Raw genomic sequence first — 23,491 nt, 5'->3', positions numbered from 1 at the left:
TGATGATATTACCCTTTAGTATTTTTTAGTGTTTAAAAAAATAAAACGTCTGGTAACTTTTATTATCAGACGTTTTATTTTTATGTAATTATATTAATTAAATCTTTTATTTTAATTTAAAGAAACTCATAGCATCTTCAAGCTCTCTAGCTTCATTTAATAATGATTCAGCTGCTGCAGATGACTCTTCTACTAAAGCGGCATTCTGCTGTGTTACTGTATCCATTTGAGATACTGCTATATTTACCTGATCTACTCCAGACTGCTGCTCTATTGCTGTTTCGCTTATATCACGCATAATATTTGAAGTCTCTTCTAATTTTTTCTCCAAGTCTTCAAATATCTGCTGAGATTCTTTTGCTTTTTCAGCTGACTTACTAATTTTTTCATAAATTACATTAATAAGATTTGTTATATCTTTGGCTGATGTCTGAGAGTTTTGTGCTAAGTTTCTTACCTCGCTTGCTACTACAGCAAAACCTTTACCCTGATCACCTGCCCTAGCCGCTTCCACTGCAGCATTAAGTGCAAGTATATTTGTCTGAAAAGCAATGCCCTCTATAACTTTTGTAATATTTTTTATTTTCTCACTATCTTCGCTTACTTCTTCTATACTTTTAGTAGTTTCTTCTATTATAAGACCTGCATTTTTTATAGAATCCATAGACTCTTTCATCATATTATTACCTTCTACAGAATGCGAAGTTGATGATTTTATTGTAGAGGCCATCTCTTCCATAGAAGAAGCTGTTTCCTCAAGACTTGCTGCCTGAGATTCTGTTCTTTTAGATAAATCAGCATTACCATTGGCAAGCTCCTGTGCTGCATAGGTAATCTTTTCTGAAGAGGAATGAACCTGTGAAATAATTTCTGTCAATTTCTTACGCATATTTCTAAATGAATCAAATAATATGCCAAGCTCATCTTTTCTTTTATGTTCATTAGCTGCGTAAGTTAAATTTCCTGATTCTATTTCTTTAGCCTCTTTTATAATACTTCCTAAATGTCCCATAATTCTCTTTATAAATAAATATACAAATACTGTTAACAATACAATAGCAGCTAAAGCAACTATAGAACTAATTGATATTAATTGTTTATTTACAGCATATATTTCACTGTCAATCATACTCATACCTACAACCCAATTCATAGTTCTCATTTTACAATACGATCCTGTTCTTTCCGCACCTGAATAAAAATATGATAATCTTCCATTCTCTAAACCGCTTTCAAATGCTTTTTTATACTCATCATTAGCTGTTTCTCCTATTTGTTCATATAAAGTATCCATTACATCTATTAATCTTGAATCCACAGCAAATATTCTTCCGCTTTCTCCAAGTGCTATATCAGAAAAATAAGTATCATATATAAGTTTCCAGTCTATAATAACGAAAGCATAACCTATTAATTTACCTTCATAATCTTTTATGCCTCCGCCTATGGCTATAGAATGAACACCCGTATCTTTGGATTCTACCAAATCATCATCATAAGTGAATTTACCATTGTTTGACTGTAATTTCTTCCATAAAGTAGGTCTTCTCTCAGTCATACTTCCAGTTGTGTTTCCAACTGCATCCATAATAACATTACCATTCAAATCTGAAATAACTGTATTTATAGAATAATCATTAGCACTATTAACCTGCTTCAATGTATTTAAAAGATTTCTCAAAGAAACATCATTTCTGTTTATTACAGAATCGATAACAGCGGGCATTACTGAATAAGTTTCAGCAAGAGAAATTTGATTTATCAGTATAGAATCAAATAATTTAGCATAAGCCTGTGCAGTATTATCAAAACCCTCAAATCTGCTTTCGCTTATTCCAATATTTGCAAAATTTACTGCTATTAAAAGAATAATAACTATAAATACTAATGATATTACTGATATTATAGCAGGTATTTTGAAAGATAAACTATGTATTCTTTTCATAATAGACTCCAATCATCAATAAAACGAATATATTGCATAAATTATACTTAAATTTTCACATTCTGTCAAAAACAAATTTACATTTTTGTAAAATAAATATAATTAAACTGGGTAATAATATCGTATTTTTTACAAAAATCGAAAAAAATTATCAATATTAGGCTTATTTTATAAAAAAAATTTGTTTAACTAATAGCATAATAATTAATAATTTTAAGGAGTTCGATTATGTCTGGAAATACTAATATAGTAATAGTAGAAGGAAGATTAACTAAAGATCCAACATACATGAAAACAAAAAGCGGAAAATCTTTATGCAAATTTAGTATAGCAAATAACAAATGTTATTACAGCAATGGGGCTTTTCAAAAAGAAGTATATTATTTTGACCTAGTTGCTTGGGGATATAATGCCGATAAAGCAGCAGTAAATTTGTTTAAAGGAAAGCATGTATTAATTAACGGAGAATTAAGACAAAATATATACACAGCCAAAGACGGAAGCAAAAGAAACAGTTTTTATATATTGGTTTCAGAAATAAATAATCTTGATAAAAAAACAGTAGGAAACATCGAATATACTAAAACTGCAAACAATCAAAGAGTATCTGATTTTATTGAAGAGAATCTTGAGGAAGTATTTTAGAATCTTTTATAATTTGTATAAGTTCATTTTTTATAGTCTCTTCATCTTTATCAGCATTTATATGGTATATATTTGAGGCATTAAAAGAAGAAAATATTTCATCAACTTTCTGAAGATAGTTTTCATTTTCAAATCTATCGACAAAACCTCTTTTTTCCATAATCCTATTTAAAGCGGTTTCTATAGGCAAATGAAATATAAATACCAAATCTGGCTCTATTATAAAGTCCTTATGCAGATTATATATATATTCTCTGTCAATGCCTTTTGCACCTTGATATGCTATAGAAGAATAGATATATCTGTCCAAAACTACTATATACCCGTCATTAATTGCAGGCTTTATCATATGCTGAATATGCTCTTTTCTGTCGGCTATAAATAGTGATAATTCTTCTTCGGGTTTTAAATCTTTAGAAAGCATACTCTCTCTAAGTTTAGAACCAAAATATGCATGAGTAGGCTCGAAAGTATATATAGATTTTATGCCGATATTATTTAATTCATTTGTAAGCATCATACCATTTGTAGATTTCCCAGATCCGTCTATACCTTCTAATACTATTAATTTTCCATCCATAATTCTTTCCTTAATTATATTATTATATTTAAATATACAACATTACCCTATATTATAACAATTATTGAAACAATTAATAAAAAATTATATAAAAAATTATCTTATTTTCAAAGTTGCTATACCAATAATTGCCGCTATTATACCTATAATGTAGAATCTAAATACGACCTGAGTTTCTTTCCAGCCAGATTTCTCAAAATGGTGATGCAAAGGAGCCATTTTAAACACTCTCTTTTTGAACAATTTATATGAAAACACCTGTAAAACAACACTGAATGCTTCTGCCACATAAACAACACCTATAATAATAAGAAGAAGTTCATGTTTAATAAACAATGCTATAATCCCCAAAACTCCTCCCAAAGATAAACTTCCTACATCTCCCATAAATACCTGAGCAGGGTGGGCATTAAACCATAAAAATCCTAAACCAGCACCAATTAAAGCACCCACAAAAACTGTAACCTCTCCTGCATCTGCTATAAAAGGTATTTTTAAATATGTTGCTATAAGTGAATTTCCAGACACATAAGAAAGTACTGCCAACGCCATAGACATTATGATTAAAAGACCTATAGCAAGCCCGTCAAGCCCATCAGTAAGATTAACAGCATTACTCATACTCACAACTACAAATGTGGCAAATGGTATATATAAAAGTTTCAAATCTATATAAAGCGTACTTGCAAATGGTATAAATATAGTAGAAGAAGGCACCTGTGCTACCTTTACTGCCTCTAATACTCCTATACCCTGATTAAGTTCAAATGTCATCAAAAATGTTAATTTGTCAAAATAATATAAATAAACTCCTATTACAATACCTACAAAAGTTTGGAAAAATATTTTGTATTTACCCGGAAGACCTTTTGAGTTTTTATATTTAATCTTTAAAAAATCATCTAAAAAACCTGCAACAGCAAGTATAAATAATGAAAAGGAAAGAAGAATTATTTTTAAATTATCGAGCTTTCCCCATAACAGTATGCTAATCAAAATACTCCCTACTATAAATATTCCGCCCATAGTAGGAGTGCCTGTTTTTACCAAATGTGTTTCAGGTCCGTCATCTCTTACAACCTGTCCGAAATGGAGTTTTCTTAATTTTTCTATAATGTTTGGAGCAAATAAAAGAACTAATATCAATGCCGTTGCAACTGCACCTGCTGTTCTAAAAGTAATATATCTAAATAGATTAAAACCAAAAAATGATTCTCTTAATGGATAAAAAATTTCGTATAACATGACTATTAACAACCTTTACATAATAAAAAAAGTTAAACATTTACTCTCTATACTATTATATATAAATTGTTTTGTCAATTAAAAATATTATGTTAATTTATATTTTTGTACCAATATCATTACAAAAACTATTCAAAACATAAATAATTTCAAAATTATAATATAGATTATAATAAGCAATTTTTAAGTTCATCAATTTTTTATTGCTGCCTTTGGAAGATAAAAAATGACATAGACAACAGTACTTACTTTGTTCTATGATAACTTTACAAAAAAACTTCACCGCCTAAATATTTAAAAACACAATATGTACTCTATTGCACTTAAATCATACATATAATTAAAAATAATATCCTAGCAATTAAAACAATGCCATAAAAAATGGAGGAAAAAGTAAATTATGAGTACAACCAGATATGGTATTATAATAGTTATAATATTAATGTAAATTAATAATCCAAAAGTTGAAAACAATTATAAATTATATATAATATAGCAAAATAGGAGTTTTTTAGTTATCTATGAAAACAAATAATAACAAGGAGTTTACTTATGCAAGAAAAAAGTCAAAAAGATAAATGTAAGGATTGGACTCAAATAACAGGAATTATTTATGCCACATTCGATGCAATAGAAAAACAGCTTGTAAACGATAAAATGGTAATTAAAGTATTTGAATCATTTAAAGAATCAATTAAATGTGTTAATAATGAATTTAATAAAGCATATAATAACGATGAATATGAAGGAATAGAATTTCCTCCATATAGAATAGATGATTATACACAATTACTTAGTAATATTAATTTATCAACAACAGCTGATAATGTTACTTTAGACAGCAAACCATATATGATAGGACATTCTGATAAACCATATAATGTTTCACTAAAGTTGCAAGCTTCTAATCCAGTTTTCAACTGGAAAGAGTTTGTTATGGGCATCATTCAAACTATTGAACCTTTAATAGTTTTTTTCACTATATGTTTGAGAAATGAATATAAATATGGAGCATTATATACTTCTATAAATGGGCTTGTCAATAGTATCAAAGAGATAAAAGAAATCATTGCAAAATAATTATTTATAATTTTATTTACTAAGTATACAATATTATGTATGCTTAGTATTTTTTTAATTAGACCTGTTGCAATTTTATATATATGTCTATATTCATTATACAATGATTTAAAATAATATTATTTGTTTAGATATATACTGAAACAATTATATTTTTATAATATTTAAATAATATCAATATATAAAAAAGAGAGGATATTTATTCATATCCCCTCTTAATTAAATACTATAAATCAATTTAACCTAAAAAACCTTGTATAACAGGCATTAGTATTTTTATTAAAAGAAGTGCTGATAATATCCAAGTTAATAAAGATATATCTTTAGTTTTACCAGAAACAAATTTTAATATAGTAAAAGACAATACCCCAAAAGTAATACCTTCAGCTATACTGTAGGCAAAAGGCATAAATATTATACATATAAAAGCTGGTATTGATTCAGTATAATCATCAAAATTTATTTCTAATATAGGAGTCATCATAAATAATCCTACTATTATCAAAGCAGGAGCAGTAGCCGCAGAAGGTATAGCTAAAAATAAATGTGATAAAAATAATGATACAGTAAATAATATAGCAACTACCAAAGAAGTAAGACCCGTTTTACCGCCTTCAGCAACTCCTGAAGCACTTTCTACATAAGTAGTAACAGTAGATGTTCCAAGACATGCACCTACAACAGTACCTACTGCATCAGCAAATAAAGCCTGTTTACATCTAGGTACTTCTCCGTTTCTTGTAAGCATATTAGCTTTGGTACAAACACCTACCAATGTACCTACTGTATCAAACATATCTACAAAAAGAAAAGTAAACAGCACTATAAACATATTAGGAGTAAATATATTGCTGAAATCAAGTTTAAAAGCTATAGGTTCTAATGAAGGAGGTATAAAACTTGCATCTGGAGAAAGTTTTGTAAGCCCCATAGGAATGCCTATTATAGTGGTAATAAATATTCCTAATAAAATAGCTCCTTTAACATTGTAGGCAAGCAAAATAGCTGTAATAATAATACCTAATATAGCAAGAAGTCCGCTTCCAGAAGTAATGTTTCCAAGTCCAAGCAAAGTAGAATCATTATTAACTATTATTTTAGCATTCTGAAGTCCTATAAAAGCAATGAACAAACCTATTCCCACAGAAATAGCTCTTTTCATATTAACAGGTATACTATTAACTATAGCCTCTCTTACATTAAATATAGTAAGAACAACAAATATAATACCTTCTATAAATACTGCAGTTAAAGCTGTCTGCCAGCTGTAGCCCATACCAAGAACTACAGTAAAAGCAAAAAAGGCATTAAGTCCCATACCGGGAGCTAAAGCAAAAGGCAAATTAGCAAGCAAAGACATAATTAATGTTGCTATTATAGATGACACTACAGTAGCCGTAAAAACAGCCCCTTTATCCATACCTGTAGCACTAAGTATATCAGGGTTTACTGCCAATATATAGGCCATAGTCATAAAAGTAGTAAAGCCTGCTATAACTTCTGTTTTTACATTTGTGCCATGTTCTTTCAGCTTAAAAAACTTTTCCATAAAAATATATCCTTTATTATTTTTTATCACAAAAATTTCATATTAATATTGTGAAAGCTATACTATATATGAGTATTATAATTTTTGCAATATTTTTTGAAAATAAATTGATTAATAATAATACTAAAAAAATCATAATTTTTATGACAGTTTTTGTCATAGCATTACTTTATAATATTAATAAATAGTTAAATAAAGAGTTAATAGGAGCTAATGATTATGTATAAAACTAGAAAAGAAAAAATTAAAGAAGCAAAAGAAATATTATCAAATGAAGCAGAAAATAAAGAAGCATTAAAAACACTATACACATCATATATGCAAATTGAAGATTATAAAAAATCAAAAATATATTTAAAGAAGTATTTGGAGATAGAAAAAAACGATTATAATGCTTGGAAAATATTAGGTAATTACTTGAATAATGATGATAATAATTTTAAAGAAGCTGAAAAAGCATATTTGAAGGCTCTTGAAATTAATGATAAAGATATAAGAGTATTTGCTAATTTAGCAAGAACTTATATTAAATTAGATGATAAAGATAATGCCTATAAAACTATACAAAAAGCTATTGAATTAAAAAGCAGCGATGAAAAAATGACAATAGAAATATCAAATATTCTATGTTTGATAAACAAATATGATGAAGCTATTAATCTGCTTGAAAATTTTTACAAAAACTGTTATTCAAAATCTTTAACTGAACAATTAGCATATATTTATGAAACAGTACATAGTTATGATAATGCTTTAGAGTTATATAAATTATTAGATGATGAAAAATCACTTTTACATATATATCTATACTCAACAAATCAATTAATAGAAGCAGCAAAAATTTGCAGAAAAAATATATATATGGATTATTACGATTACGGATATAAATTAGCTGATATATATTTATTTCTAGGATACAGTAAAAAAGCAATAAAAATACTGAAGTTGGCTAAAGATAATGATAAACATTTTTATATGCTAGCTTATATGGAAAGATTAGCTAAAATTTATGAGGCTTCTAAAAAATATTCCAAAGCAGCATATATGAGAGAAAAAATGGCTAATATTGATCCTGATGAAGAAATAAACTGGTCTTATTTATCAAAATACAGATTTTTATCTAATGATTATGACAGAGCAATAGAAGCAGCAAAAGAAGCATTAGAAATAGATAAAGACTATAGAGTTCCTTTATATTATCTTGCAGCAAGTTATAAAAAACAGGGAAAAGATAAAAAGGCTTATAAAATATACAATAAATTAATAAGTAATTTTGAAAACAGATTGGAAATATATAAAAACTTTTATTATAAAAATCTGTATAAGTACTGTAAAACAGAAGAAGAAAAAGAAAATTTTCATAATACAGATTGGAAATATGAAAGACTTAGTAAAGAAGAATTATTATACACATTATTAAGCTATAAAGATTTAGAAGAATATCAAAAAATAAAAGAAGTTTTTAATGATTACATATACAGAGAAAAAGATAATAATAAAAAAGATATATATTTTTTTGAAAGTAAATATATGAAAATATATATGAATGAATTTCATTATAATAATGATAAGATAACTTCTATTGAAATTGGAGAAATATTTGAAGAATTAGAAATGTATGAAGAAGCTTTATTTATATATTTTGATGTTCTAAATAAATATTCTTATGATGAAAAAATAGGCATTTATCATAGACTTTACAGCTGTTATAAAAAATTAAATAAAGATGATTTGGCAAAAGAAATATTGCACATAGCAAAAGACATAGGAATTAATACAAATAATTTTGATGAGTAATAAAGTTATAAATTAATTTTTTAGAAAAAATAGGAGAATAAAATGCAAAACAATAAAAAAAATTACACAATAGAAGAAATAAAAGAATTAATAAATAAAAAAATAAATAATGAAGAACTTGAATATGATGATGTACTTTACTATAAAGAAGCTCAAGAAATATTAAAGAGGCATTTAAAAAATGATCCTAATAATAAAGAATTATTATTTTTATTAGCTCTAGTGCAGTATGATGATTCATATTTTAATGATGGATATAAAAAATTAAGAATAACATTGAAAAAACTTTTAAATCTTAATTATAAAAAAGATAAAGTTTTATACTATTTAGCAGCATCATATTATTATGACAGCGATTATGATGATAATAAAAAAATACAGAAAGAAATTATTGAATTATTAGAAAATGCTATTGAATTAAACGGTAAAGATTCTGAATATTGGTATTTACTTGGAAAAGTACATTTCTTTGTTATAAAAGATTATGATAAAGCTATAGAGTTTCATAAAAAAGCAGCTGAAATAAATTATACAGAAACAATTAATAACTATAAAGAATATTATTATTATACATTGGGGAAAATAAATTTATATTTAGGAAAAAGCCAAGAGGCTATAGAAAATTTTAAAAAAGCTATAAAAGATTCAATAGATTGTTTTAGTGATTTTTATAAAGCGTCTGATTATTGGCATTATTTAGGATTAAGCTATGAAAAAAACGGACAGTATGATGAAGCTTTGAAAAGTTATAAAAGGGCATTAGATATAAATATAAGAAGCGAGTTAGATGATTATTTTTATGATTGTTTAAAGGCATTAAAATCATTGTATGATTTATATAAAAAACTCGGTAAAAATGATGATGCTTTGTACGCCTTGAAATACAGTATAGAAAAAGATATATCAACACCATTTATGATTATACCTTTTTGTGATGAGAATTTTAAAGGAAGCGAAACTTATAATGATATAGTTCAGGCATACACTGATATTATAGATGGTAGTTGGCATTATTGTCAGTCAAATGCATGCCGTGAAGAGCTTGCAGATCTTTATAGAAGATACGGTGGAGAATATGATAAAGCTATAGAATTATATAAGCAAATATCTATAGAAAATTATAAAAATATAGCTGAAACATATAGAGAAGGCAAAAATTATAAAAAGGCAATAGATACATATAAAATGATTATAAAAATGTATCCTGATAATGAATTGAATTGTTATATTGATATTGCACGTACTTATGAAGAGGCAGAAAATTATGAAGAAGCTGTTAATTATTATAATAAAGCTATAGAAATTGACAGCGGAAATTCAGACTATTATGTTAATATTGCTGAAATTTATGAAAAATTAAAAAACTATGAAGAAGCTGTTAATTATTATAATAAAGCTATAGAAATTTTAAATAAACCATGCAAATATCATGAAAAATTAGCAGAATGTTATGAAAGGCTTGGAAAATACAATAATGCTATAGAAGCATATAAAGAATATTTTAAAATAGCTGATGATGAACTATTCATATATATAATAGGCAGTAAACTTGATACATTAAAAAATATTGCTTATCTATATGATAAACTTAATGATATAGAAAATAGAAATTTATATTATGAAAAAGCCATAAAAAAATGCCGAGAACTTATAAAAGAATATAAGAGAAACAAAAAAGAATATTTAAAAGAAATAGCAGATATTTATATAAAAATAGGAAATAAAGAAAAAGCATTTGAAATATATAATGACTTAATAGAAAAGTATAATAAAGAAATATCAAGAAATAAAAATGATTATGAGCTTTTGGAAATACAGGCAGATTTATATTTGAAAATTGATGATAAAGAAAGTGCATTAGAAACATACAATAAAGCTATAGAAGTATGCCTTAAAAATATAAAAAGTTTTGAAAATAAAAAAATATCAATTGCAGATGATGATTATAAAAATAAAATAGATTATTATATGAAAGATTTATCATATTTAGCATTTTTCTATCAAAAAGTTTCAAAACCAGATAAAAGCATACATATTTATGAAAAGCTTATAAAAATATATAAGGAAAATATGCCAGATAAAGAAGATAATATAATTTATTTAGAATCCATTGCAGAGCTTTATATAAAATTAAATCAAAAAGATAATGCTTTAAAAACATATAAAAGGATTTTAGAAATAGATAAAGATAATAATGAAGCAAAAGAACAAATAAAAGATATAGAATCAGGAAAAGAGGTAGAAACAGCATACATTTTTGAATTATGGAATAGGAAGTATAAACAATAGGAGAAAATATAAATAGTATTTATTAAATAATAAAAGCCTAATATGTTTTTATCATACTAGGCTTTATTATTAAGTTGATTGTTAATCAATTTACTTCTTTTTATTCTTTTTTGATTCTTTTGTATTCATTTCAAGTGCGGTATTATCTTTTCTTGTGTAAATATATATAAGCATAACAGCACCTATTATCACCATAGGCACAGAATAAATAGCACCTGCAGTAATTGGTCCTATAGTCCATTCTGTGATATCGCGTGCGAACTGCTCTATTAAAGTTCTAAAAAGCCCGTAAAGCAAAATCCATACCCAAAGTCTTGTACCAGGTCTTATTTTTTTATTTTTCTCACTTAAATATCCTATTAAAAAAGAAACAAAAGCAAGAACAATACCTTCAAGAAAAGCCTCATATAACTGCGAAGGGTGTCTAGGTTCAGTATAAGGTCTTATTGCCTCAAACATAGAAGCCCATCTTTCATAACCACCAACCGCATCATATAATGGAAATTTCATGCCTAAAAAAGAATCTGTAACTCGTCCGTAAAGTTCGGCATTCATAAAGTTGCCAATCCTTCCAAAAAATAAACATAAACTTGCAGGAAGAGTTCCGTTATCTGTAATATTATAAAAATCATATTTATATTTTTTGCTGAATATAAATAATGCTATAAACATACCTATAAATCCGCCATGAAATGACATTCCAGCAAAACCAGTAAAAGTAAATCCGTTATCGAGATTGATACCTAATATTTCCCAAGGCGTTAAAAAACTCTTTGGCGAGTAAAAAAGAAAATAACCTATTCTAGCCCCTACTATAGCACCAACAGCAGCATAGAATACCATGTCATATATACCGCCGTTTTTTTCATCAGCATTAAATTTTATCCAGCCTCTTTTTTTCACAAAATATAAAACTATACATGAAGTTACAATACCTACTATATACATAAGTCCGTACCATCTTACAGCCCCTAATATAGGTATGCTTGGCGGAAATACGAACGGAGTAAAAAATTCAGGATAAGTCATATGTTTTCCTTTATTTTATTATATTATTTTTTATAATAACCTATAATCTATAATTAATGTAATTTTTTAATATAGGATAATACATTGAAATGATTAATCTATCAAGTGTAAACAACCTCATTTATTAAACTTATTAATAAATTTATTTTTAAACTCATTTTCACTATAAAAATTAATATCTTTTAATAAAAAACCTTTTAATTTTAACACACCGCCATATAATTTAGTCTTTTTATTTGCCCTCTGCTGAAAATGATTATTAAAACTCAATTTTCCATGTTTTTTTATATTATAAATCAATATATATTCGATACTTGATTTTGAAAACTCTACTATACTATTTATATATTTATGTCCGTCATTATATTTAATATCTGATAATATAAATAAACTGTCATATATTTTTGTTTTTATATTATCTTCATCAATTTTTCCGTTTTTAAACTCTAAAAAATACAAATGGCTGCTATCTGCAATATATAAACAATCATTAGAAGCTGGTAAATAATTCAGGTATTTTTCTTCTTTATAAGACTTTGCGGTATTATCAAAATTTATAACAGTTAGTTCACTATCTGTCATATAATAATTATTATCAGTATCTGAAGAAGTATTTTTAAGTGTATCTATATTATTTTTTAATATAGCAGGCAGACTATCTATTATATCTTGTTTCATAATAAAAAATTACTTTATAAAAAATTATTATTTAAAACTATTTTGCAAATCTTCCAGCTTCTCTATAGGCTGAGCCATTATATTGTATATATCTTCTATACTATCATTTACCAATTTAAAAACGGAATGCTTATTTTCTATATCTGCCAAATAATAATTAGTTTTTTCCTCTATGCCATGTGATTTAGAATACATTTCTATAGCTTCTAAAAAATAAGGGCTATGAGTTGTTATTAAAATATATATGTTAAACTCTTTTTGTAAAAGCACTATTATTTCAGCATATAAAAGCTGCCATTTAGGGTGAAGATGTATTTCGGGTTCATCTAATATTAATATATCATCTTCTTTTAATGCGTTTCTTTCTAAAAGCATTTTTATAATAGCAAAAGATTTCAGTCCAGCTGATAAATTATGTACGGATATAGGCTCATAAAAAAAATCTTCTTCCAAATAAAAGTCTTTATCTTTTTCTACAATTTTACCATTTACTGCATTTGATAATTTATCATATATATTTTTTAATTTATCTTCAGCTAAAATTTTATCTAATGTGTTTGGCTTTTCTGAATATAATATATTATTTATTAAATGCGATTCTGCTATAGACAAAGAATATGAATAATTTTTTCTATCAAAAATAAAAGGATTATCTACAAAAAATATATTTCTTCTATTAGAATAACTTAGGCTTGTATTTATACGCTCATCATCTTTAAATTTAAAATATAAATCTAATATATTAATTTCTGCTATAGTATTTCTTTCTATTCTGCTGTTTATTTGATTATTAAACATTTCATTAAAATATTCTTCTATTTTCTCATAACCTATTTTTTCATACGAAATATTAATATATCCTTCTATTCTTTTAGAAGCTTTTTTTATATAATCAACAACATTTTCATCTTTTAAATCTACATATCCTTTTAAATTATCTATTAGAATATCATATATATTTTTTTTAGTATAGTTAAAGTATAAAGTATTAGCAAAATTGTTAATTTCATCTAATGTTAATTTATCATCATTCTGACTATTTCCAATATTAAGTAACAGATTGCATAACATAAAAATTTCTCTATTTATAGATTTTTTTTTATCTAGAGAAATAGATTCTTCGAGATTATTTAATGAATTAAAACAAGAAAATAAAACTTTTCCTACTGTGGTTTTGCCTGTATTATTTTCGCCTGCTATTATAGTAATACCGTCTATATTTATTTCTGCTTCTTTTATTCTGGCAAAATTTTTTATAGTTAATTTCATTTATATACCCTAAAAAATAGTAAAAGTTTTTTTATTATATCATTTAATAGATTTTTTTAAATATTTATTTTCTATTTAAAATATTCAAAGACCTCATAGCTTCCCAAAATAAAATATCTTCATAACCATATTTATTGATAAAACTATTTAATATATCTCTGCTTTTTAAAAAATTAAATGCTGATAAACAAGTTAAAGATTTCCATATAAGGAGTTTATCATCTTTATATTTGTTTATTAGATTAATTACATACTCAAGATTTTTTTCATTTTGTAAAGTTTCATTGTAAAAACACATATATCCGAAAGCATCTGCTGCCTCATAAATCTTTATTAAATCATCGCTTTGTAAAACTTCTATTAATACGGGTAAAATATCCGCATTCATCTTTGCTAAAGTTCTTGCTATTATATCTCTAGGAATAGGATATGATTTTTTTGATGATACTTTTTTTGGTAATTTTTTATACTGCTTACTTTCTATTTTGCCAAGATATTCAGTCATCTTTCTTGCAGTATCAATATTTCCAGCCGCAAGAGTCTCACATATTGACATTTTAGTGTACAAACTACTCTCTTTATATAGACGCATTAATAAATAGTCTGCCGCCTTATTGATATGATATTTTAAATTAATAGCTGCCGATGTTCTTACTGAAGCATCATCATCATTTAAATAAGATATAAGCTCTTCTAATGATTTATCTCTAAGAGAAATAATATCTTCTTCTAATGGAAGCCCTCTGTCTTTAAGTTTGTACAAATCGGATTTTAAATTATGTTTCATGTCAAATATGATATTAAATTTTTAATAAATATGCAAGAAAAATAAAAAATATTTTAGTTAATCGATTACATGATTTTAAAAAACAGTATATTTTTATATTATATAAATGTGAATGATTTTTTTACTAAAAATTAATAAAAATGGTACGAAATTTATAATATTTTTAAGAAATTTTAATAAATTCTATTTTACAAGCTGAAATTTGATGAAATTTATTGCAAATTTTTAGCTATATTCTATAATTTAATAGAGGTATTAATCTTATGCTCGAAAAGGTAAAAGATTTTTATAAAACGAAGAAAATTTTATTTTTCGTCATTATTTTTATTTGGTTATTATTAACTATACTATTAGGGATATTAATAGGCTCTTGTACCAAGCCGAAAGTTATACCATTAACTCCCGAAGAGGAAAATTCAAAGGCTATTAATATTATTAAAGAAGACGAAGAAAAAATTTTAAAAGGAGAAATGCTTTCTACAAAAAATAACTTGGATTTCGATGAGCTTAAATACTCAAGGAATTACACAGAAAGCCGAAAAAAATAATACTAACTTTTAGGAGACGACTATGCGTGTTTTTTTATGTTCTAGTATGTTACTTATGTTTACTCTTTTTCAAGCAGCATTTGCTCAGGAAACAATCACTGTACAGCCAGATGATAAAGTAGTAACTAATGAAACAACTGCAGCCCGTGTTAAAGGCGGACCTTTAGAAAAAGACCTAGTAAAAACTGTAGATTTATCAGAAAATACTCTCTTTTCTATAAAACTAAATGCTACAAATTTCGACAGATATATACGTATAACAAGCTACTCTACTAATTTAGACTTTGTAAGATTTACAAGAGATAAAACTAATGCTTTCTTAACATTCAGAACTTTAACTGCTGGAATAGGAAAATTAGATTTCCAAGTAGATAATGAAGAAAATATAATAAGAAAATATTTCTATACTATAAATGTAACTAATAGTCAGGGAATAGCTGCTATGGAAACTAATGCTGTATTAGATCCAGATAACGAAACTAATGATATGATGTCTACTAATACAACTATGACTAATAGTGTATCTACTAACACAGATATGACTAATGAAATATCTACTAATACTATGTCTACTAACACAGCTATGACTAACGAAGTATCTACTAATACAACTATGACTAATGAAGCTAATAATCAAAACAATACAGCTTCTACTAATCAGCAGTCATCTGTTATAAAAAAACCTTCTGTGATGAAAGAAAATACTCAGGCTAAAGCACCTGTTGAATCTAATCCAGAAACTATAGCTTTATTTAAATCTGCAGAAGATTTAAAAAACATCAAAGATTATAATAATGCAGTTAATACTTACAGCAATGTAATAAGCCAATATCCTAAATCAAAATATTCTGTTTACAGCTATTTTAGAATAGGAGATATTTATAATCAAAATAAAGACTATAATAATGCTTTTGATATGTATAAACAGGCATCTTCTTTAGAAAATGCTAATAATAATGAAAAAGCAGCTGCTCTTTATTCTATGGGTGTTGTGAAAAAATCAGAAAATAAACATGATGAGGCTATTGCTTACTTTAATGATGTTATGAATAAATATTCTTCTACTCCTATGTATGGAAATGCTGCTTATGAAATTGCTGACAGTTTAAAAACACTAGGAAGAATATCTGATGCTGCTCCTATATTAGAAAAATCTTTAGAAGGAAATAATAAGTTTGCAAGACGCGGAGATGCTATACTTCTTTTAGCTGAAGTATATGAAAAAGGCGATAATAATACAAGAGATTTTGATAAAGCATATCAAACTTATAATCAGTATTTAGCTGAATATCCTACTTCTTCTAAAGCTAAATATGCTAATGACAGAAAAAATTTCTTATACAGAAATGCTGTTAATTTAAGATAACAACTATTTTTTAATAAAGCAAATAATAAAAACCCTTTAAGAAAAACTTTTCTTAAAGGGTTTTCTTTTATAAAGACAATTTTATAAAAACAATAAATAAAGTTTTATATTACATCATATTTAATATCATCTATCAAATAAATATTTTCTTTGTGATTAGTTTTATCTGTTTTTTTAGGCTCATCTTTAGTTTCAGTATTATTATTATTTTCATCAATTTTTTCTTCTGATGAATTATCCTGCTGATTTACTATAATAGATTCTATTTCTGAATTTTCTAATATAGTATCATCAAAATTGGCAGTTAAAATAAGTTCTTTTAATCTATTTAAATCATAAACATAAGTATAAGTATATTTTGCATTGTCAATATCTTCAAAAGCCCTTACAGCTAATACATTATGTGATAACAGCTCTTTTAATAATATTATACTCTTTTCAGAAGATACTTCCTGATTTGCAGATAATGAATAAAATTCTGTTTCTCCGTATTTATTTACTGTATTTGTTCTAGGTTCATTTTTATCCAAACGGTATATAAGAGTTATTTTATCTTTATCATTAAATCTTTTTTTAAAAATAATAGAAGGAGTATATAGGTTTATATTAATAGAGTTTTTATCAATTTTTATCATCAAAGTATTGAAATTCAAGCTGTTTTCTTCCTGCTTTTTTATAAAAATAGATATTTCTTTATCATCTGTTATAGGATCTGTTTTTTCAATCAAATACCACTCATTTATACCATAATACTCTCCGTATAGTATAAAAGAGTTAATAACCATTAAAACAGCTATTATAATTTTTTTTATCATATTATCACTCCGCCTTTACAATCTTATTATATATTAAGATTGTTTTATTATTAAATCAATAAGAAATATTAATAATATAATTTTTTTTGTACTTTTTAGTTTACATATTAAAATAAAAAGAGCAGAAAGCCTATAATAAGCTCCCTGCTTCTCAAAAAATATAAACTGAAATATAAATAATTTTTATTTCAAATTAATCTTTTTAACCTCTACTTTATCAAGCAAATTATTCATATTTTCAAATGTAGTAAGACCTTCGCTAAAAGCAGTTGCTGTTCCAGAAGCTATAGCATACTTATAAGCATCAATTATACTTAAATTTTGGCTTATTCCATACACAATACCTGCTACCATAGCATCACCCGCACCGACAGAACTTACAAGCTCACCATCAGGAGCATTTCCTATATATGCCTCATCTTTATTAACTATAATAGAGCCTTCCTTTCCTAAAGATACTATAACATTTTCACTTCCGTCTTTTACTAATTGCTGAGCATAAACAATTATATCATATACAGAACGTATATCCTTTCCAAAATACTCTGATAATTCCTTTTTATTAGGCTTAGTAAGAAAAACCTTTTCTTTTACCGCTATTTTAAAAGCATTATCTCTAGAATCTACTATTACTCTTACATTATTTTTTGATTTTGTTTTGTCTATAATATCTTTATAAATATCTTCTTTTACAGAGCTAGGCACACTTCCAGATAGCACCAATATATCATTATTTTCTATACTATCAATAATAGAAAGTAATGCATCTATATTTTGTTTAAGTATTTTAGGAGATTTTCCCATTATTTCAGTTTCTTTTTTTTCTGTTTTTATTTTTACATTTATTCTAGTATCTTCTTCAAGTAAAATAAAATTATCTTTAATTCCATATTTATTTAAATCTGCTCTTATATATTCTCCAGTAAACCCTCCGCAAAAACCTAAAGCCATAGATTCAATTCCAAAATTTTTCAACACTTTAGAAACATTTATTCCCTTTCCGCCAGCCAAAGTATATGAATTATTTACTTTGTTTAATTCTCCTTCTTCCAATTTATTCATGTCCATATAGTAATCCACAGCAGGATTTAATGTTACAGTGTAAATCATAAAGAACTCCTATATTTTATTTTTGATAAATAGCATATAATATATAGATTATACAAAAAACAAAAAAAATCAAATGAAATTTTATTATATAATAGTAACAGTTATAATTTGTAAAAAATATATTTTTAAATTTATACAGAAAGCTTCACCAAAAAATAATAAACAAATTTATAAAATTAAGCATTTTAAGTATTTGATAAAAAACTTCCGTAGAAACATATAGAACTTGAAGCTATTAGTAAATGTAATAAATCGCCCATATAATTTAAACAATCCACCAAATTATTATAAAAATAGTTTTGAAACACAAAATAATTCTTTGACTTTTTTATAAGTTGAATTATACTTATATCAAAATAAATAAAAATTGGAGTATAAATATGGCTGTTTTAGTATGCGGCGGAGCTGGTTATATCGGCTCACATGTTGTTTGTGAACTTTTAAAACAGAATATAGAAACTGTTATAGTAGATTCATTAGAATACGGACATAAAGAAGCTATAAAAGAGTGTAAGAATTTTTATCAGGGAAATATAGGAGATAGTGATTTACTTGATAAAATTTTTAAAAGCCATAATATAGATTCGGTTATGCATTTATGTGCCTATATAGAAGTAGGAGAAAGTGTACAAAATCCTGCTAAATATTATCAGAATAATGTATCTAATTCTATAAACCTTCTTAATGCCATGCTTAAAGCTAAAGTAAAAAACTTCATATTCTCTTCTACAGCAGCAGTTTACGGAGAGCCAGAAAAAATACCTTTAGAAGAAGACTGCAGAAAAGAACCTACCAATCCGTACGGAGACAGTAAATTGGCATTAGAAAAAATACTTTCTTGGTATACAAAAGCATATGATTTTAACTATGTTGCTTTGAGATATTTTAATGCCTCAGGAGCTCACCCAGACGGACATATAGGTGAAGACCATAATCCAGAATCACATTTAATACCATTAATACTTCAAGTACCTTTGGGAAAAAGAGAATCAATAAAAATATTCGGTGATGATTACCCTACAAGAGACGGCACTTGTTTAAGAGATTATATACATGTATGCGATTTAGCTTTGGCACATATTGCCGCTATGAATTATCTAAAAAACGGCGGAAAAAGTGTGTCATGCAATTTAGGAAATGGAAACGGATTTAGTGTAAAAGAAGTTATTGAAGTAGCTAGAAAAGTAACAGGACACCCTATACCTGCGGAAGTTTGCCCTAGACGAGCAGGAGATTCATCAGAACTTATTGCAAGCAGTAAGAGAGCAAAAGAAGTTTTGGGATGGACTCCTACTATAGACTCATTAGAAACTATAGTACAAACCGCTTGGAATTGGCATAAAAATCACCCTAAAGGCTATAATGACAGATAATATTTCTGTTTTTTAATTTATTTATAGGTTCAGTAAATGTAATATGTATTTATTGAACCTATTTTTATATTAACAATCAAAAATGAGTTTATTAAATGCTGTAAACTAATCCTAAACCAGACTATTTATAATCCCAATTCTTTATAAATAATATCCGAAATAAAATTAAAATATTTATTACTTACAGCTTTTACATTTTCTCTTGCATTAATCTGTACATAGCCGTCATACTTTTTTATCATCTCTATATCATTATTAGAGTCTCCAGCAGTAAATATTTTAGTAATATCTTTATCAGCTTTCAAAAGATTATATAAAAACTCTACACCATTAGCTTTATTAACAGTATTTTTTACTATATCAACAGTTCTTATATTACCATAAGCAATAAGAGAAGAAGAAAATTCTTTATTGATAGTATTTGCAACATTCTCTGTAGCTTTAATATCAGAAGTCATTTTATTTATCTGTATAATATTTTTTACAGTATCTATTTCATCAATAGTTATTTTTTTATCTACTCTAAAAGGAAGTATATCGTTGCCGTCTTTTGATTTTACAGATATAATATAATCATCATTAGCTATCTCTACAGTACCTCCGAAAGTATTATGAAGAAATCTTATAACTTTATATGCTGTATCTTCATTTATAGTATCTTTGAATATAGTTTCTCTTTTATCATTGAATATCAAAGCTCCGTTATTAGCTATAAGATAATCAAATGTAATACCATGTCTGTCAATATGCTCAAATATAGAAAATTTATTTCTTCCAGTAGCAATAGCAAATATATTTCCAGCCTCTCTCCATTTTGATATGGCATCGAAAACAGTTTTATCTATTTTTTCATGTATATATATAGTCATATCATAATCGCTAACAAATAATTTCATAACAACTCTCTTTAATTTATTATTTAAAATAATTTAATTTTTTAATGCATCAATTATAATTCAAATTGACTATTATGCAATTATTTTTATAGTTTTTATCATTTATTAATATTAAAATATTCAATTAATTTTTTTAAATATTAATTATTTAATATTATGATATATTAAAAATTTTTAAGTTTGTCAAAAGTTAGATTTTCAAATTTATTGTTTACGGCGGATTTGCCCTGCGAAACACACAGTCGCACTATAACCCCCCCGCTTCTTTTGCCGTCTGCTCTGCGTGCCGTAGGCAATGGCACCTACTTGGTGGTGACGAAGTCGCACACGCACAGACCGCAGCATCGAAAGACTGCATTTTTTAATAAAATACAGATACTATCACACATTTAAAACTTTTTTATTAATAATACTTTATATTATTTATAACTTATAATTACATTTTCAAAAATAAAAATTGACAAAATATAATTGTTTAGGTATATTATAATAATATATTTATATATCTATTGATACAATCAATACCTAAATATCGGAGATAATTAATGATTAGTTTTATGAAAGATTTTAAAACAATAAAAAATAAAAAAGATAAAAGAGAGCTTCTAAAACAAAAATATTTTAATAGTTCTATATACTGTGTTACCGCTGAAGATTTTTCCAACGGACGAAGCAATATAGAAGTAGTTAAATCAATGCTTGAAGCTGGTATAAAAATTATTCAGTACAGAGAAAAGGATAATCCTAATAAATATATGCGTGAAAAATATAATGAATGCTTAAAGATTAGAGAGCTTACAAATAAATACGAAGCATTATTTTTGATAGATGATTATGCTGATTTAGCTTTAGCAGTTGAAGCTGACGGGGTGCATATAGGACAAAAAGACATGCCTATTGAGGCTGTAAGAAAAGTTGTAGGCGATGACCTTATTATTGGGCTTTCTACTACAAATGAAAATGAAGCTTTAAGTGCTGTTAATACTTCTTGCGACTATATAGGAATAGGTCCGATATTTTCTACGCAGACAAAGCCAGATGCTAATACTGCAACTGGTATTGATTATCTTGATTATGTAGTAAAAAATCTTGATATTCCTTTTGTATGCATTGGCGGTATAAAGTTAAACAACATGGATACTCTTATAGAACATGAGGCTATGAGTTTGTGTATGCTCACCGAAATAGTATCTTCTGAGGATATAAAAGCTAAATGCGAACTTTTAATAAAAAAAATGAAAAGATTATAATAGTTTTTATTTGTTTTTTTATTATGATATTTTATTTTCTTATACAATTGCTAAACTTTAAAGAAACAAGAAATCTATTCATAGAAGGCAAATCTTTAATAAGCATGATAGAAAATAATAAAACTTCTATTATTTATGATTATATAAAAAACCGAGATAAAGTATATGTTTATAATGCCCTCACTAATCAGGATAAAAAATATATAAGCATGCATTTTCCAAGTATAAAATATATTGGATTTTTAAGGCTTTTTATTTACTCAGTACTTTTTAAAGATAAGATTATGTTTTATGCTTCTGATGATGGCATTATTAATAAATTAAAAATTCTCAATATAAAATACTGCAGGGTTGTATTAAATATAGATAATATAAATATTGAAGAATACTTAACTCTTAAAGACAGTAATAATACAAAGCTATTTCTTTCTATAACAAATAAAGATTTTAGTGAGATAGACATTAATAATATTAACCGCAAATATTTAATTTCTCTAGATAAAGATTTGATAAAAGTATCAGACGGCGACACTATAAAATACAAAAATAATTATTACAGATTTATAGGAGTTGATGCTCCAGAACTCAAGCAGGACTATGGAACTAATGTAAAAAACTATGTAATAGAAAAAATTAACAATGCTTCAAATGTGAGTATGCTTGTATCTTCTTATGATATTTTTGATCGTATATTATGTCATTTATTTATAGATGATGTACCTTTAGCATATTACATGATGAAAGATAAGCAGGCAAAAGAAACTATAATGAAGTATGGAGATAACGGCTTTGTCAATATAGCAAGCAACATTGTTTATTTGTCAAAATTTCAAGGAAGGCGTCCTTTTACAGACCCTGCCAGATTCAGAGCTGAAAACAGATAATATAAATAATTAAATGAGGTTTTTCAATTTAAAACACACTTGGGTGGGCAGCCAGAGTAACAGTTAAAATTAAAAAATAAAAACTATACATAAATAACAAAATAGTATCAAAAAATTTAAAGGGTGGGAGTGAAAATAATTTTCAAAATTTTATTTTAATCCCCGCCCTTTTAGATTTTAAAGCTTTGTTTTTTATATTAGTTTGATTAAATTTTGTAGGTCTTAAGTTTATAAAGTGCACCCGCCCAAAGCGTTATTTAAATTTGAACTTTCCTAAACGCACGCAGAACGCATTTTTTTAATATAAATTGATTTAAAATCCTTATTTATCTTATATATAAAATTTCATTCTACGT

The 23,491-nt window shown here is 26.0% G+C and carries 20 protein-coding genes; 9 read left to right on the top strand and 11 right to left on the bottom strand.

The window, feature by feature from the left end; all coding sequences use genetic code 11:
* Positions 1 to 106: 106 nt before the first annotated feature.
* Positions 107 to 1,945, bottom strand: a complete 1,839-nt coding sequence (locus F811_RS0103335) for a methyl-accepting chemotaxis protein (RefSeq protein ID WP_020003873.1) — start codon at positions 1,943 to 1,945, stop codon at positions 107 to 109.
* A gap of 228 nt (positions 1,946 to 2,173) precedes the next feature.
* On the opposite strand from F811_RS0103335, the gene F811_RS0103330 reads away from it, so the two are divergent.
* Positions 2,174 to 2,590, top strand: a complete 417-nt coding sequence (locus F811_RS0103330) for a single-stranded DNA-binding protein (protein ID WP_020003872.1) — start codon at positions 2,174 to 2,176, stop codon at positions 2,588 to 2,590.
* Here F811_RS0103330 and tmk read toward each other — a convergent pair.
* Entirely contained in the window at positions 2,559 to 3,170 is a 612-nt protein-coding gene (gene tmk / locus F811_RS0103325; protein WP_020003871.1) for a dTMP kinase, read from the bottom strand. The two genes, F811_RS0103330 and tmk, sit on opposite strands and share 32 nt — an antisense overlap.
* A gap of 96 nt (positions 3,171 to 3,266) precedes the next feature.
* On the bottom strand, positions 3,267 to 4,415 hold the full coding sequence (gene mraY / locus F811_RS0103320) for a phospho-N-acetylmuramoyl-pentapeptide-transferase (protein WP_020003870.1): 1,149 nt from the start codon (positions 4,413 to 4,415) through the stop codon (positions 3,267 to 3,269).
* Between the two features lie 552 nt (positions 4,416 to 4,967).
* Here mraY and F811_RS0103315 point away from each other — a divergent pair.
* The gene (locus tag F811_RS0103315; RefSeq protein WP_020003869.1) at positions 4,968 to 5,495 is read left to right on the top strand and encodes a hypothetical protein; all 528 of its coding nucleotides are present in this window, start codon (positions 4,968 to 4,970) and stop codon (positions 5,493 to 5,495) included.
* 238 nt (positions 5,496 to 5,733) lie between these two features.
* Here the strand turns inward: F811_RS0103315 and F811_RS0103310 are convergent, their stop codons facing one another.
* The gene (locus F811_RS0103310; RefSeq protein WP_020003868.1) at positions 5,734 to 7,044 is read right to left on the bottom strand and encodes an NCS2 family permease; all 1,311 of its coding nucleotides are present in this window, start codon (positions 7,042 to 7,044) and stop codon (positions 5,734 to 5,736) included.
* A 219-nt stretch (positions 7,045 to 7,263) separates the two neighbouring features.
* Between F811_RS0103310 and F811_RS0103305 the strand changes: the two genes are divergently transcribed.
* Together F811_RS0103305 and F811_RS0103300 are read left to right on the top strand one after the other, a co-directional pair.
* Complete coding sequence (locus F811_RS0103305; RefSeq protein WP_020003867.1) at positions 7,264 to 8,841, top strand: tetratricopeptide repeat protein; 1,578 nt, start codon at positions 7,264 to 7,266, stop codon at positions 8,839 to 8,841.
* A 42-nt stretch (positions 8,842 to 8,883) separates the two neighbouring features.
* The gene (locus F811_RS0103300) at positions 8,884 to 11,130 is read left to right on the top strand and encodes a tetratricopeptide repeat protein (protein ID WP_020003866.1); all 2,247 of its coding nucleotides are present in this window, start codon (positions 8,884 to 8,886) and stop codon (positions 11,128 to 11,130) included.
* Positions 11,131 to 11,220: 90 nt separating this feature from the next.
* Here the strand turns inward: F811_RS0103300 and lgt are convergent, their stop codons facing one another.
* The 4 genes from lgt to F811_RS0103280 all read right to left on the bottom strand — a co-directional run bounded on the left by lgt (position 11,221) and on the right by F811_RS0103280 (position 14,893).
* Positions 11,221 to 12,159, bottom strand: a complete 939-nt coding sequence (gene lgt / locus F811_RS0103295; protein ID WP_020003865.1) for a prolipoprotein diacylglyceryl transferase — start codon at positions 12,157 to 12,159, stop codon at positions 11,221 to 11,223.
* Between the two features lie 117 nt (positions 12,160 to 12,276).
* On the bottom strand, positions 12,277 to 12,837 hold the full coding sequence (locus F811_RS0103290; RefSeq protein ID WP_020003864.1) for a hypothetical protein: 561 nt from the start codon (positions 12,835 to 12,837) through the stop codon (positions 12,277 to 12,279).
* Between the two features lie 27 nt (positions 12,838 to 12,864).
* Positions 12,865 to 14,106: an AAA family ATPase gene (locus tag F811_RS0103285; RefSeq protein WP_020003863.1), complete on the bottom strand. Its 1,242-nt coding sequence runs from the start codon at positions 14,104 to 14,106 to the stop codon at positions 12,865 to 12,867.
* Positions 14,107 to 14,170: 64 nt separating this feature from the next.
* Positions 14,171 to 14,893 carry a HEAT repeat domain-containing protein gene (locus F811_RS0103280; protein ID WP_020003862.1) on the bottom strand — a complete coding sequence of 241 codons (723 nt, stop codon included), beginning with the start codon at positions 14,891 to 14,893 and terminating at the stop codon, positions 14,171 to 14,173.
* Between the two features lie 263 nt (positions 14,894 to 15,156).
* On the opposite strand from F811_RS0103280, the gene F811_RS0103275 reads away from it, so the two are divergent.
* Together F811_RS0103275 and F811_RS0103270 are read left to right on the top strand one after the other, a co-directional pair.
* Entirely contained in the window at positions 15,157 to 15,441 is a 285-nt protein-coding gene (locus tag F811_RS0103275) for a hypothetical protein (RefSeq protein ID WP_020003861.1), read from the top strand.
* Positions 15,442 to 15,463: 22 nt separating this feature from the next.
* Positions 15,464 to 16,807 carry a tetratricopeptide repeat protein gene (locus F811_RS0103270; RefSeq protein WP_020003860.1) on the top strand — a complete coding sequence of 448 codons (1,344 nt, stop codon included), beginning with the start codon at positions 15,464 to 15,466 and terminating at the stop codon, positions 16,805 to 16,807.
* 104 nt (positions 16,808 to 16,911) lie between these two features.
* On the opposite strand, the gene F811_RS0103265 is transcribed toward F811_RS0103270, so the two are convergent.
* Entirely contained in the window at positions 16,912 to 17,622 is a 711-nt protein-coding gene (locus tag F811_RS0103265; RefSeq protein WP_020003859.1) for a hypothetical protein, read from the bottom strand.
* A 183-nt stretch (positions 17,623 to 17,805) separates the two neighbouring features.
* Positions 17,806 to 18,732, bottom strand: a complete 927-nt coding sequence (gene pfkB / locus F811_RS0103260; RefSeq protein WP_020003858.1) for a 1-phosphofructokinase — start codon at positions 18,730 to 18,732, stop codon at positions 17,806 to 17,808.
* A 380-nt stretch (positions 18,733 to 19,112) separates the two neighbouring features.
* On the opposite strand from pfkB, the gene galE reads away from it, so the two are divergent.
* The gene (galE, locus tag F811_RS0103255; protein ID WP_020003857.1) at positions 19,113 to 20,105 is read left to right on the top strand and encodes a UDP-glucose 4-epimerase GalE; all 993 of its coding nucleotides are present in this window, start codon (positions 19,113 to 19,115) and stop codon (positions 20,103 to 20,105) included.
* Positions 20,106 to 20,230: 125 nt separating this feature from the next.
* On the opposite strand, the gene F811_RS0103250 is transcribed toward galE, so the two are convergent.
* Positions 20,231 to 21,001, bottom strand: coding sequence for an HAD family hydrolase (locus F811_RS0103250; RefSeq protein ID WP_020003856.1), 771 nt, complete (start codon positions 20,999 to 21,001; stop codon positions 20,231 to 20,233).
* Between the two features lie 557 nt (positions 21,002 to 21,558).
* On the opposite strand from F811_RS0103250, the gene thiE reads away from it, so the two are divergent.
* The gene (thiE, locus tag F811_RS0103245; protein WP_026364327.1) at positions 21,559 to 22,251 is read left to right on the top strand and encodes a thiamine phosphate synthase; all 693 of its coding nucleotides are present in this window, start codon (positions 21,559 to 21,561) and stop codon (positions 22,249 to 22,251) included.
* Complete coding sequence (locus F811_RS0103240; protein WP_020003854.1) at positions 22,215 to 23,135, top strand: thermonuclease family protein; 921 nt, start codon at positions 22,215 to 22,217, stop codon at positions 23,133 to 23,135. The genes thiE and F811_RS0103240 overlap by 37 nt, the downstream gene beginning before the upstream one ends.
* Positions 23,136 to 23,491: the final 356 nt, after the last annotated feature.

The organism is Brachyspira innocens ATCC 29796 (assembly GCF_000384655.1).
Taxonomy (GTDB): Bacteria; Spirochaetota; Brachyspiria; order Brachyspirales; family Brachyspiraceae; genus Brachyspira; species Brachyspira innocens.
This window is presented reverse-complemented; position numbering and strand designations above follow the sequence as displayed.

Excerpts from the sequence above, each read along its gene's own strand:
- F811_RS0103335 (WP_020003873.1), bottom strand. The coding sequence starts at position 1,945 with ATGAAAAGAATACATAGTTTATCTTTCAAAATACCTGCTATAATATCA.
- F811_RS0103330 (WP_020003872.1), top strand. The coding sequence starts at position 2,174 with ATGTCTGGAAATACTAATATAGTAATAGTAGAAGGAAGATTAACTAAA.
- tmk (WP_020003871.1), bottom strand. The coding sequence starts at position 3,170 with ATGGATGGAAAATTAATAGTATTAGAAGGTATAGACGGATCTGGGAAA.
- mraY (WP_020003870.1), bottom strand. The coding sequence starts at position 4,415 with ATGTTATACGAAATTTTTTATCCATTAAGAGAATCATTTTTTGGTTTT.
- F811_RS0103315 (WP_020003869.1), top strand. The coding sequence starts at position 4,968 with ATGCAAGAAAAAAGTCAAAAAGATAAATGTAAGGATTGGACTCAAATA.
- F811_RS0103310 (WP_020003868.1), bottom strand. The coding sequence starts at position 7,044 with ATGGAAAAGTTTTTTAAGCTGAAAGAACATGGCACAAATGTAAAAACA.
- F811_RS0103305 (WP_020003867.1), top strand. The coding sequence starts at position 7,264 with ATGTATAAAACTAGAAAAGAAAAAATTAAAGAAGCAAAAGAAATATTA.
- F811_RS0103300 (WP_020003866.1), top strand. The coding sequence starts at position 8,884 with ATGCAAAACAATAAAAAAAATTACACAATAGAAGAAATAAAAGAATTA.
- lgt (WP_020003865.1), bottom strand. The coding sequence starts at position 12,159 with ATGACTTATCCTGAATTTTTTACTCCGTTCGTATTTCCGCCAAGCATA.
- F811_RS0103290 (WP_020003864.1), bottom strand. The coding sequence starts at position 12,837 with ATGAAACAAGATATAATAGATAGTCTGCCTGCTATATTAAAAAATAAT.
- F811_RS0103285 (WP_020003863.1), bottom strand. The coding sequence starts at position 14,106 with ATGAAATTAACTATAAAAAATTTTGCCAGAATAAAAGAAGCAGAAATA.
- F811_RS0103280 (WP_020003862.1), bottom strand. The coding sequence starts at position 14,893 with ATGAAACATAATTTAAAATCCGATTTGTACAAACTTAAAGACAGAGGG.
- F811_RS0103275 (WP_020003861.1), top strand. The coding sequence starts at position 15,157 with ATGCTCGAAAAGGTAAAAGATTTTTATAAAACGAAGAAAATTTTATTT.
- F811_RS0103270 (WP_020003860.1), top strand. The coding sequence starts at position 15,464 with ATGCGTGTTTTTTTATGTTCTAGTATGTTACTTATGTTTACTCTTTTT.
- F811_RS0103265 (WP_020003859.1), bottom strand. The coding sequence starts at position 17,622 with ATGATAAAAAAAATTATAATAGCTGTTTTAATGGTTATTAACTCTTTT.
- pfkB (WP_020003858.1), bottom strand. The coding sequence starts at position 18,732 with ATGATTTACACTGTAACATTAAATCCTGCTGTGGATTACTATATGGAC.
- galE (WP_020003857.1), top strand. The coding sequence starts at position 19,113 with ATGGCTGTTTTAGTATGCGGCGGAGCTGGTTATATCGGCTCACATGTT.
- F811_RS0103250 (WP_020003856.1), bottom strand. The coding sequence starts at position 21,001 with ATGAAATTATTTGTTAGCGATTATGATATGACTATATATATACATGAA.
- thiE (WP_026364327.1), top strand. The coding sequence starts at position 21,559 with ATGAAAGATTTTAAAACAATAAAAAATAAAAAAGATAAAAGAGAGCTT.
- F811_RS0103240 (WP_020003854.1), top strand. The coding sequence starts at position 22,215 with ATGCGAACTTTTAATAAAAAAAATGAAAAGATTATAATAGTTTTTATT.